Annotated in this window: 6 protein-coding genes and 4 pseudogenes; 6 read left to right on the plus strand and 4 right to left on the minus strand. The window is 39.3% G+C overall.

Features of this window, described 5'->3' with window-relative positions:
• Positions 1-114: 114 nt before the first annotated feature.
• Positions 115-1878 (plus strand): annotated as a pseudogene (gene mobC, locus Tanf_RS13265) (conjugal transfer protein MobC); the annotation flags it as partial.
• A 63-nt stretch (positions 1879-1941) separates the two neighbouring features.
• Here the strand turns inward: mobC and Tanf_RS13270 are convergent.
• Positions 1942-2963: pseudogene (locus Tanf_RS13270) on the minus strand (ISAs1 family transposase).
• A gap of 429 nt (positions 2964-3392) precedes the next feature.
• Here Tanf_RS13270 and Tanf_RS13275 point away from each other — a divergent pair.
• On the plus strand, positions 3393-4724 hold the full coding sequence (locus tag Tanf_RS13275; protein ID WP_021663339.1) for a radical SAM/SPASM domain-containing protein: 1332 nt from the start codon (positions 3393-3395) through the stop codon (positions 4722-4724).
• A gap of 11 nt (positions 4725-4735) precedes the next feature.
• Positions 4736-7081: an outer membrane beta-barrel family protein gene (locus Tanf_RS13280; RefSeq protein WP_060828392.1), complete on the plus strand. Its 2346-nt coding sequence runs from the start codon at positions 4736-4738 to the stop codon at positions 7079-7081.
• Positions 7082-7331: 250 nt separating this feature from the next.
• Here the strand turns inward: Tanf_RS13280 and Tanf_RS13285 are convergent.
• Positions 7332-8415 (minus strand): annotated as a pseudogene (locus tag Tanf_RS13285) (IS5 family transposase).
• A gap of 91 nt (positions 8416-8506) precedes the next feature.
• On the opposite strand from Tanf_RS13285, the pseudogene Tanf_RS13290 reads away from it, so the two are divergent.
• Together Tanf_RS13290 and Tanf_RS13295 are read left to right on the plus strand one after the other, a co-directional pair.
• Positions 8507-9946: pseudogene (locus Tanf_RS13290) on the plus strand (AAA family ATPase); the annotation flags it as partial.
• The gene (locus tag Tanf_RS13295) at positions 9943-10137 is read left to right on the plus strand and encodes a helix-turn-helix domain-containing protein (protein ID WP_010956331.1); all 195 of its coding nucleotides are present in this window, start codon (positions 9943-9945) and stop codon (positions 10135-10137) included. The pseudogene Tanf_RS13290 and the gene Tanf_RS13295, both read left to right, overlap by 4 nt.
• Positions 10138-10193: 56 nt before the next feature.
• On the opposite strand, the gene Tanf_RS13300 is transcribed toward Tanf_RS13295, so the two are convergent.
• A complete protein-coding gene (locus Tanf_RS13300) occupies positions 10194-11519 on the minus strand; it encodes an ATP-binding protein (protein ID WP_046826185.1) in 1326 nt (441 codons plus the stop codon).
• A gap of 167 nt (positions 11520-11686) precedes the next feature.
• On the opposite strand from Tanf_RS13300, the gene Tanf_RS16545 reads away from it, so the two are divergent.
• Complete coding sequence (locus tag Tanf_RS16545) at positions 11687-11788, plus strand: helix-turn-helix domain-containing protein (RefSeq protein WP_235188691.1); 102 nt, start codon at positions 11687-11689, stop codon at positions 11786-11788.
• Between the two features lie 308 nt (positions 11789-12096).
• Here the strand turns inward: Tanf_RS16545 and Tanf_RS13310 are convergent.
• A partial coding sequence (locus tag Tanf_RS13310) for an IS4 family transposase (RefSeq protein WP_046826187.1) occupies positions 12097-12539 on the minus strand: 443 nt, incomplete at its 5' end.

Raw genomic sequence — 12539 nt, forward strand, 5'->3', positions numbered from 1 at the left:
TACAATAATGGCGCTGACGACCACCGACAATGCCATCTTTACGATGATTTATGCTTCCACATCTTGGACAATCCATAGTTTTTTTTTCAGCAAAGATAATAGTACTATATAAATTTAACAATACCCTGTCTGGGAACGAAAGGTGTCAAGGAAGAACGGATCACCCGGCGCAAGATCGGGGTGGTATTGAGTGCCGGAGCAGCTCTCTATCTGCTGAACGGATGGATACTGATCCTGCCGGTCGGCATAGACCTTCGGGCTGTCTGCTACCTCCTTACCCTGAGCGCGGGATTTATCTGTCTGCTGATGGCCGGCTCCTGGATCAGTCGCCTGTTGAAGCACAACCTGATGGACGATGTATTCAATGTGGAGAATGAAAGTTTCATGCAGGAAACCCGCCTGATGACGAACGAGTATTCGGTGAATCTCCCGACTCGTTTTTATTACCGGAAAAAGTGGCGCGAAGGTTGGATCAATGTCGTGAATCCTTTCCGCGCGAGTATGGTGCTCGGTACGCCGGGGTCGGGAAAATCCTACGCGATCGTAAATAACTACATCAAGCAACAAATCGAGAAGGGATTTGCCATGTATATTTATGACTATAAATTCCCCGACCTTTCCGAGATCGCTTACAACCATCTGCTCAGACATCGGAAGGCGTATGAAGTGCAGCCGAAGTTTTACGTAATCAACTTCGATGATCCCAGAAGATCGCATCGCTGCAATCCGATCAATCCGGATTTCATGTCCGACATATCGGACGCTTACGAATCGGCATACACGATCATGCTGAATCTGAACCGCACGTGGATTCAGAAGCAGGGGGATTTCTTTGTGGAGTCGCCGATCATCCTGTTGGCGGCTATTATCTGGTTCCTGAAGATATACGAGAACGGCAGGTATTGCACCTTTCCGCATGCCATCGAGTTTCTGAACAGACCTTATGCGCAGATCTTTCCGATTCTGACTTCCTACGATGAGCTGGCCAACTATCTTTCGCCCTTTATGGACGCATGGGAAGGAGGCGCACAGGATCAGCTTCAGGGGCAGATTGCTTCGGCCAAGATTCCGCTTTCGAGGATGATTTCTCCGGCACTTTACTGGGTAATGACGGGCGATGACTTCTCGCTCGACATCAACAACCCGAAAGAACCGAAAATCCTGGTGGTGGGCAACAATCCCGACCGACAAAATATCTATTCGGCGGCACTTGGTTTATACAACAGCCGGATCGTGAAACTGATCAATAAAAAGAAGCAGATCAAAAGCTCGGTGATTATCGACGAGCTGCCCACCATCTACTTCCGAGGGCTGGATAACCTGATTGCTACGGCTCGTTCCAATAAAGTGGCAGTCTGTCTGGGCTTTCAGGATTTCAGTCAGCTTACCCGCGATTACGGAGACAAGGAGAGCAAGGTGATTCAGAATACGGTGGGGAATGTTTTCAGCGGTCAGGTCGTAGGTGAAACGGCCAAGACGTTATCGGAGCGCTTCGGGAAAGTTTTGCAACAACGCCAATCCATGACGATTAACCGAAACGACAAATCCACCTCCATCAGTACGCAAATGGACAGCCTTATCCCGGCCAGCAAGATCAGCAACCTGACGCAAGGAATGTTTGTCGGTGCCGTTTCGGACAACTTCGATGAACGCATCGAACAGAAGATTTTCCACGCAGAGATTGTCGTGGATAGTGCGAAGATTTCCGCAGAAACAAAAAGCTATAAACCGATCCCGGTGATTGCAGCGTTTACGAATGAGTCGGGACAGGACAGCCTCAAAGCATCCATTGAAGCCAACTACAAGCAGATAAAGCAGGAGATAATCTATCTGGTTAATGAAGAAGTAAACCGTATTTCCGCCTTGGCTAAAAGCTAGAAAACAAAGATCGACTTCAAAGTTAAAATAATAAAATAATAACGTGATAAGTCTAAGACCATATCAGGGCAACCGCATCAAATCTTGAGCAGCTTTGAATAATCTCTTTCGTAAGGATAGCTTGTCTTTGTATTGCGATACGATGGCTAAAGCAAACTTCCTCAGGGTATTTAGGTTGGTTGCTGAATAATCCTTCCGTGCTCGACAAGCGTCTTCCCTAAATGTTACATCAAGAGCCAATGCAAGCGATTCCCAATGCTCCAAAGCCCTCGAATATATCGCCCAAGCTATTCGCAGTATTCGGGAGCCAAACTGCTGATATAATACTGTTTTTCTGCAGGACTCTCACCCTCCGGATTACTTACCATACGCTCTACTTGAATTAAACTTCTTAAGCCTTGCCACTGAATATATTCACTCTCATTAAAGACCTCTGTGGCTTGCAAAGCTGTGTAGATACGCTTCTCAATACGACCATGATCTTTCTCCAAGGTTTCGTAAGTATGATGTTTATATTTACCTGTAAAATTAGATTCGACATCCTCATACAAATGTTTCTGGTTGCCCTTGAGACTAAAACATAGTCTGCATTTGATCGAATAATCTGCTCTGCAATCGCAGTTTGTGTTCCCATAGCATCAATGCTGACGACTGCACCTGATAAATCGAGGCTATCCAAAACTTCTGGAATAGCTTGTAGTTCATTGTGTTTCTCCACAACGGTTTCTTGTATCAGGCTTAAGCCCACTTCATCAACCCAAGAGAATACGCGTACACCCTCTTCTCTTCTTGGATCCACGCAGACATTTACCATCTATAGCGATATGCTTACCCTCTAGATCACTAATCAAATCTTTACCATAATTTCAAGACAGGCGTAGAGAGACTCAGGATCAATGCGTTGTAAAACCCTCTCGAAGATGTCTACGCTCGGACAATCATTAGGGAGTTCCACCAAGAGGACGAAGCGAAGTTTCTCGCTCTGAACAAAGCTCATGCATAGACTCATAGCCCTCTCCTCCATACAGATAAGAAACCAAAGCAATCACCAATATATCGCTTAACTTATGCTTACAACGACCCACGACGCGAGGATCTTATATTTCAGAAAAATAATCTTTCACATGTATAATCCAAAGATACACACATTTTGATGTGGTTGCCTTGAATACCATATTGTTGAAAGACAGGGCGATCGTATTTGAACCGTTAATACACTTCTAAACATGATGATTGCTATGCTCAGTTATCAAAACAAGCACGAATTAATGTGTTAGAGATATAAAATTATAGAAGAAAGAGGGCAAGCATACGGTATAAACTTTCAAATGTGATAGCCCCGGTGGTTGAAATTGAAAGAGAATCAATGGACTTCATTTGTTAATAATCTATAATTAAGCGGAATCGACTCGTGTCATAAAAAATAAATTCACTACATTTGTAGTGAATTTATTGGGGAAGCGATATGGTTGTGTATAAAAAATCATGCCATAAGTGGTTTTATAAAAAAAAATATGGTCTTTTCTAAATACAACTTCCTTTTCGAATCATCTAAATATGGATGTTTATTATATAACTCGGTATCTAATGCATTTATTCGATTGGATCGAAACTCTTTTGAAGAATTAAAAAAGATAGAACAAGATTCAACCTTGATTAATAAACTCAGCGATTCGTCGCTGAAAAAATTGAAGGAAGCGAAAGTAATCGTAACCGATGACAATCAATTCTTCTATAACAAAAGAATGAACTTCTACTTTAACACTTTCGATGCTGTTAATTTAGGATTAGCTATTGCTCCTACGACACACTGTAACTTTAGTTGTTCATATTGCTATGAAGGTAGTCGTAAACCTATCTATATGACACCTGAGGTTGAAAAAGAAATAATCAAATTTATAAAAAGATATGAGCGGGTTAAGAATCTCAATTTAACATGGTACGGAGGAGAGCCGCTGATGGGTTTTGAGTCAATTAAAAGGCTTTTATTTGACATAAAAGAGATATCAGATATAAAGCTGTGCCATCATACAATGACTTCTAATGGATATTTGTTAACAAGAGAGAAATCATTATTCTTCAGAGACTATCCGTTGACATGTATACAAATCACCATTGATGGAAACAAACAAGCTCATGATAACAGGCGTACATTGGCTCCAAACCGAATGCCAACCTACGATGTGATTGTAGAAAATATTGAGCAGTTTATTGATTTAAATCCAGATACGAGAGTTGCTATTCGTGCGAACCTAGATCATTCTAATTCTGAAACATTTATTGAAATTTTCAAAGAATTGTCTGATAGATGGAAAGGTAGAAATGTCATTGTTTATCCAGCATTTGTAAAAGACTTTCAATCTCTTAATCGTGAAACAAATAAGGATAATTTTGCAGCAAACGGTTGTCGAGATATCTGTTTTACAACCTCAGAGAAAATGCAGTTCTTTGAAAAGTTACATAAGAAATATGGTTTAGAAGTAAATTTTAGACCAGAATATACCGTAGGAGGTTGTGGTGCCACAATTGTAAATTATTTTGTGATAGGGCCCAAAGGTGAATTGTATAAATGTTGGAATGATATTGGAGATGAGAATTTTATTGTAGGAAATGTTGTAGAAAATAAAATAACTAATTATGAATTGCTATCTCGTTATATAGGGGGACCCAATATGATGGATGATCCAAAATGTTGTGAATGTAAATTATTTCCAATATGTGATGGGGGATGTGCATGGAATCGTCACAAGAATATATTCAATGGAGCAAGCATGCAACTATGCAGCAGTCGCATTAGCAATCCGGAGAAAGCATTTGAGTTATATTATGAGCAGTTAATAAAATAATTTAAAAGGATATGAGAACAATTCTTTTAATAATGATAGTTTTAGGATCGACCTGTCAGCTTCATTCTCAAATCCAGAGTCAATCAATGACATTAAATGGAAAGGTTATTGATTTGGAAGATAATAAAAATATAGATTATTTTAATATTGAAATAATTACAGATTCAACGGTTGTACTTCAAGGAAGTTTTGTGGATGGAAAATTTACATTTAAATTGCCTGGTCAAAAAAAACACAGGTTAAAGATATCGTCCATGGGGTATGAAGATAAGATTATCGACATAGATGGCAATGGAAGTACCATGGACGCTTTAATTTGTTACATGAAAAAAAAGACTATAGATCTGGATGAAGTTGTTGTAACAGCCCTTAAACCTAAAATTTCGATAAAAAACAATAGTTACATCCTTTCTGTAGATAAAACTTACCTTTCTAATGAAGCCTCTATCAATAATGTTATTACAAAATTGCCATTTGTTCTTTTAGACTCAAATAATAAAATTTCTATTTCTGGGAAAAATAATGTAGTAGTTTACATAAATAATCGTAAAGTTCTATACACGCATGAATTAGAAGTTGTAAGTCCGGCAAACATAAAGGATATTCAATTAATAAGCAATCCTGGTTCTCAGTATGATGCAGATGCAGATGCAGTTATTATCATCAATACAAAAACAAACAAACAAGAAGGATTGGAGTTGTCTCTGAAAACTACAGAAACCATTTCCAATGCCTTTTCATGTAATATTAATCCCAACATCAATATTAATTATGAAAAAATAAATCTGTACTTAGATTATGTATATTCGAATAACAAAGGAAAATCAACGGAAAACACATTGACAAATAATTTATCAAACGGCTACAAGAATAACATTTATAATAATGGTTATTATAAATCAAATAATCATGCTTATACGATTGGGGTCGATTTCCCTATTAAGAAGGGCCGACTTGCTTTTCAATTATTAGGTTGGAACAATCGAGCAAAACCTGAAATCAATATCAACAATTTCTATATAAAAGGTATGCAGGAAAGCACGATCAAGACAAATAGAAGACCTCTGTCTGATGAAGATCATTATGATCTTAGTCTTTTATATGAAAAAGAATATCTTGATATTCACAAATTTAACTCGTCATTTAATTATACATTACATAATAATAATTCGAAAGAAAAAATAACAGAATACTATTCACAGGATAATATTCTTAATCATAAATATGACTTCAGTGGAAAAAACAAAGCATTTGACTATCAGATTAATTATAGTTTGCTGATAAAAAAAATAGAACTAAGACTGGCTATGGGGACTAAAATTTCCTATATCTCAAATAATTCCGACAGTCGTTTCCTTGAAAACAATATTGGATGGAACAACAACTTTACATACAAATGTGACTTCAAAGAGTTTATCCCTGCATTTTTTTCTAATATCGAAAAAAAAATCAACAACATAGATCTTTTTGCTGGATTGAGAATAGAAAACACTCATTTTAAGGGTAATCATGCATACACACAAGTTATAGATACTACATATATTAATTTTTTTCCTTCTTTAGGATTAAATTGGGCTGTAAACAAGAATAGCAAAATAAATTTCAATTATACAAGAAAAATCAGTAGACCATCATTCAATAATTTGAGTCCTAATATTAGATACGATAATGTTTTCTTTTATCGACAAGGAAACCCCTACTTGTTGCCTACTATCACAGATGATCTTTCTTTATCTTATTCTTTTAAATCAATTCGACTAAATGCCGGTTATAGGCACAAAAAAAATGCCACTATTTATAACTATTATCAAGATACCAATAATGAAGGCGTTACTATTGTCAGGCTGAATAACCATAAATCCATTAAATTTGCATATGCCAATGTGTTTTATTTGTTTAAGTCGAAGAACTTTACCTCATCGAACAGTTTTATTTTCACTAAGCCATTCGCAGAATTAGCTTTTAATGGCAAAAAAATAAAATTAGTTCGCCCTGCATATTATTTTAAAACATCTAATGATTTTACTCTATTAAAGAACATTTCTTTTTATATAGATTTCTTGTATAACAATCTAGGGGAGACTTTATTAGAGAAAAAGGAAGGCATGTACAATCTTTCGATAGGAATATCTGGGAGTTTTTTTGATAAAAAACTGATTCTCAATATTGTCGCAAACGACATTCTCAATACATATAAATTCAAGGATCATAGGCTTTATGGTATCTATGATGTCATTCATGAATATTTTCCTGACAATACTTACGTACAGATTAATGCTCGTTATAATTTTTCTTTGGGCAAATTGAGAAGATTTAAAGTTCAAAATAACAATTCTTCTATAATCAGAAGATTATAAAAACGAGGGAATTCATCTTGCAGTTATAAACCACTCCCGGTGATTGCAGAGCTTACGGATGAATCGGAATAGGACATCCCCCCAAGAGACCATTGAAGCCAATTGAGACCATTGCACAAATCCAGCTCACCAATACCGAACAAGTTTCCTTGTGTTTTTTGAGCATTTAGATGTGTTTTTCAGCTTGGAGATTAGTCCCCTTAACCCGTTCCTCAAGGTCAATTGACCTTGAGGAACGGTCGTTTTGCGCCTATTTGGCACCTTGAAGCACAAGAAGCCCCGGCATACGCTTGAGATTGTAGGCCATAGCTTCAAGGATATTTTGGGTATGTGTCTTGGCTAACCCTCGATAGCGACATCGTCCGCCACTGAACCATCGTCGAATACTACCGAAGGTACGTTCTATCAAGCAGCGCGTCTTACTGATTATCCGATTGAATCGTTTCCGACTTTCACTCAGGACTTTACCTCGATGGGCCTTGAGCATAATCCCACCTATCAAACCTTGACGGGCCAAATACTCCGAATTCTTCTTGCTACAATAGCCTTTGTCGGCCAGAACACCGATTCCTCCCGGCAACTTGGACTTCTTGATCAGCTCAGGTAATACAACCGTGTCTGAACAATTAGCCGAGGTAGTGACCACTGCTTCTGCCAAGCCCTGCTCGTCCGTCAAGACGTGCTTCTTGTATCCATACCGATAGTGCCTGCCTTTGCGTACCCAACGAGCCTCCGAGTCTACTCCCGGTTTGCCACTCTTGAGTTCACAAAGATAAGCCTCCTCCTGTGTACGAGCTTCCTCCGAACGAGTATCCTCTCGATCTTCAGCCACCTCTATGACTACACTACCATCAGGGGCGTAAGGACTATCCACAATGCTCGCATCAACGATTGCGCCTTGATCGATACGGCTGATGCCGTGCTTCTTGAACTGCTTATTCAGCTCCCGAAGGAGTTTATCCATAATCCCCAAGCGAGTGAGTTCGCTACGGAAACGACTAATCGTGCTGTGGTCGGGGGAGGGGAAGCCGAGATCCAAACCAAGGAATTCACTGAAAAGCAAGGAGTCGTTGATACGCTCCTCAACCTCGTAGTCACTCAAACCATACCAAGTCTCTAGGAGTAGAATCTTGAACATCAACAGTGCATCGTAGGCGGGGTTACCTATGGCATTCTGTGTCTTAGTGTATTTCTTGTTCAGCAGTGTGCGAATACCGCGCCAATCAACAGGAGGAATTGATTTGACGCAGGAAAGAGTGTTTCATGCGATCTCGGCGAACCTGAGTGTATACTTGCAGAAAGCTTGGTGCCGATTCTGTTTGTTTGGTAGCCATATTTACGCTCTTGTTTATACATATAAAAATACTAAATATCAGTGATATATGCAAGTAATGCAGGCAAATATATCGCAAAAATGCCGTGCAATGGTCTCCTTTTAGTCAATGCCGGTTCGTTTACGGAGGAATATTGCCGGAAACCTACGTGTTCGGGATGGAGCAACTTCCGCAAAGAGGAGATATACTTTTCATCACGGGAGGAGAGAAAGATGTATTATCCCTTGCCTCTCATGGATTCCATGCTATCTGTTTCAACAGTGAGACAGGCAATATCGAAGAATCCGTCATCGAAATGCTTGCACGAAGGTTCAGGCATATTTTCTTTTTGTACGATATGGACGAAACGGGCATAAAAGCCTCTACACGCTGGTGCGAACGTTTTTCTCACCATAAATTACAGCGGATCGAATTGCCTTTATCCGGGAACAAACAAGAGAAAGATATCTCCGACTACTTCAAGCTGGGAAACAGCACAGAAGATTTCAGGAAGCTGATATCCGACCATTTGGAACAATTATATACACAAACCATTATGCTTTTAAGTTCGTGTGAAATCAATTATAACAATCCGCCCGATCGTTCCAAAACGGTTATTTCCGTGAACGACGTTCCTTTGGGAACTTACGACAATCTGTTCTGCATTACGGGTGGGGAGGGAACGGGCAAGAGCAACTATATCGCGGCGATTATTTCCGGAGTGTTGCATACTGAAAAGAGGGATTTCCCGATAGATCTGCTCGGACTGGATGTTTGTCCGAATATGCGGAGCAAAGCGGTTCTGCACTACGATACGGAACAGTCGGAATACCAACTTCATAAAAACATCGGAAAAACACTCCGAAGAGCCTCTCTTACGTCTGTTCCCGATTTCTATCATCCCATATTTCTTGCAGCTCTTTCACGTAAAGAGAGATTGCAGTTGATAAAAGACAGCATCGATTTGTATCATCACCGGTATGGGGGAATTCATCTGGTCGTCATCGATGGAATAGCCGACTTGATCCGTTCGGCCAATGATGAAAGCGAGAGTATTGCCATTGTGGACGAACTCTACCGGCTTGCCGGTATCTACAATACCTGTATTATCTGTGTGCTCCATTTCGTCCCGAACGGGATTAAACTGCGTGGGCATATCGGTTCGGAACTTCAGCGCAAGTCGGCGGCCATCCTCTCCATAGAGAAAGATGAGAATCCGGCTTTGTCGGTCGTAAAAGCCCTTAAAGTAAGAGATGGAAGCCCGTTGGATGTACCTTTGATGCTGTTCGGATGGGACAGGGAAAAGGAAATGCACGTTTACCGGGGAGAGAAATCTCCGGAAGACAAAGAAAAACGGAAACTTACGGAATTGGGACAAATCGCAAAAGAAGTCTTTCACGCCCAAGAGCATTTATCTTACAACGAACTGGTCGAAAGAATCATGCAAACGGTCGACGTCAAAGACCGTACGGCCAAGAGTTATATTAGTTATATGCGAAACAATGGAATTATCGAACAACAAACGAATAATCTTTACAACCTGAAACTATGATGACAGAGAAAAATTTGAAAAAGGAGGAACAAATCTATTACGATGCTTTTGATGTAGCGAGGATTTTGCGAATACATTTCAAAACAGCTTTGAGGTGGGGAAGAAACGGGAAATTACCGTCTTTCAAAATCGGGAACCGGCGTTATTTTCCGGCAGAAGGCATTCTGTCTTATAAAAAAACGATATGGTAAGTTTATACTATTCAACTCTACCTCATGTTGCATCTGGATATTAGGTTTTTGTTTGTTTATCCAATTACCTCCGCCACAACATCTTCTAATAAGAATGGTATCACACCCACATACATTACGCCATCCTCGTCTGACCAAAGTTTGCGGCTACCGTCCAACACGACAATCTTACGAAAAAAGTCGCCGGTGTTTCTCAGAGAGAAAGTCTCCTGTGCCTTCTTCTCAGGAGTATCCACATTCAATGCCGACTGAATATACACCTTATTATTACCTGCGTTAACCACAAAATCAATCTCGTATTGCGACAACTTACGCTTACCGTCTATTACACGAGTCAACTCTACAATGCCCACATCCACAGAGTATCCTCTGCGAATCAAATCATTGTAAATCATATTCTCCATCAGATGCGAACGCTCTTGTTGTCGAAAATTCAATCTGGCATTCCTTAAGCCTAAATCCATGGCGTAATACTTCAGAATCTTGTCGAAATATTTACGCCCTTTTACATCCCATCGTCTTGCGCTATGGAAAAGGAATGCCTCCTCCAAATAGTCCAGATAGTTCTTAATTGTATTGTGTGAAGGTAACTTCCCCATCAGAGAATCGGCCATATTGGCAAGTTTATTTGGATTCGTCAGTGAGCCTACCGACGACGATAGAGCATCAACCAAAGCACTTAATATGTTGTCATCTTTCAGGTTGTAGCGTTCCACAATATCCTTGATATAGACATTCGAGAAGAGCCCTTGTAAGTACTTGCGTTTTTCCTTTTCATCCGGTTCAAGAACCGTCAAAGGCATACCGCCATACATTAGATACTCCTCCAGAGCATCGGCTTTCTCCATCCGGGACACCGACAAGTATTCTGCAAAGGATAGCGGATAAACTTTTATTTCAGAACCACGGTCACGAAAATTAGTCACGATATCATGCGACAACATCTTGGAATTTGAACCGGTCACATACACATCCAGATTCGGGCGTGCCATCAGATCATTCAAGATATCATAGAACGTGATGTAAAGCATGTCTCTGTCCTCTTCAGGCACCGATGATTCATCAATGTGTTCATTTTTAATCTTATATGATAGCTGTATCTCATCAATCAAAACATAGTATTTCCTGCCCATATCTTTTGTTTGCTCCATGATATAGTCGTATAGGAGATTGGGATTACGATACTTGATATCCGATTTTCTATCAAGAGCTACCTCCACGAAATCTTCTTTTTGAGCTCCTTCCTCAATCAATCGATTCTTAAAGAGAGTGAAGAGTAGGAATGACTTTCCTGAACGTCTTAATCCCGTAACAATCTTCACCTTACCATTCCATCGCTTTGCGAATAACTGTGCAATGTATTCATTTCTGTCTATTATCATAAATAAGGTCTCTTGATGATTTCTCTGAAATTTTAGTCGTATATTACAACCATTTTGTCAGTACAAAGATATTTTTTTGCTTCGAACTAACAAAAAAAATAGAGGAACAAATCTATTACGATGCTTTTGATGTAGCGAGGATTTTGCGAATACATTTCAAAACAGCTTTGAGGTGGAGAGGAAACGGGAAATTACCGTCTTTCAAAATCGGGAACCGGCGTTATTTTCCGGCAGAAGGCATTCTGGCTTATAAAAAAACGATGTGGTAAATGAAATAGAAACAAAACGGTTAAAAGCACATCTTTGTTTATTTGGATTATCGTACCCAAATAAGATAATTATAGATATATATGTATTGAAATAAAGATTATCGAATTGACAAATCGGAATTTATATTATATGAATATCCGTATATTTGCCCAGAAATAATTATCTTTCCTCTATAAATCCTTTTTTTGCGGCTTAAAAAGCACTCTTATTGTTTGTTTACATTACTTTAGCACAATAAAGATGCTAAGGAAAGAAGCAGGTCTTTCGTCCAAATATCACTAGTGTCCACTAAAAATTATCGGACAGGTTAAAAATTAAAATTATCAAACAAACTAAGTCCATCAAGACCACTTTGATCTTTGACATTATTGAATTTAGATTGACTGAAGAGATCAACCAAATGAGACTTGTCGGTAAGTGAAATGCTAAGGATCTGAAGTACCTCATATATGCTTCTTTCAAGTTGCATGTCGTGCTGGAGGACAGCAACAAGACAGTACGATATGATGGCGCAATAGACCTGGATTCGTACTGCATTCTCTGACGTTCCCCAAAACTTTTTTATCTTCAGATGTTGCTTGAGCCATTTGAAAAATAACTCGACCTGCCATCTGTTTTTATAGAGTAGGGCAACTTGAAGAGCGGTCAAATCAAAAGCATTTGTAAGGAAAACGAATTGACGATTCTGTTCTTCATCCCAATACTCAACCTTACGGATTTTGATTGGATAGTCCTTTGAGGACTTATAAA

This window comes from Tannerella forsythia (assembly GCF_001006485.1).
GTDB classification, from domain to species: domain Bacteria; phylum Bacteroidota; class Bacteroidia; order Bacteroidales; family Tannerellaceae; genus Tannerella; species Tannerella forsythia.

Excerpts from the sequence above, each read along its gene's own strand:
- Tanf_RS13275 (WP_021663339.1), top strand. The coding sequence starts at position 3,393 with ATGGTCTTTTCTAAATACAACTTCCTTTTCGAATCATCTAAATATGGA.
- Tanf_RS13280 (WP_060828392.1), top strand. The coding sequence starts at position 4,736 with ATGAGAACAATTCTTTTAATAATGATAGTTTTAGGATCGACCTGTCAG.
- Tanf_RS13295 (WP_010956331.1), top strand. The coding sequence starts at position 9,943 with ATGATGACAGAGAAAAATTTGAAAAAGGAGGAACAAATCTATTACGAT.
- Tanf_RS13300 (WP_046826185.1), bottom strand. The coding sequence starts at position 11,519 with ATGATAATAGACAGAAATGAATACATTGCACAGTTATTCGCAAAGCGA.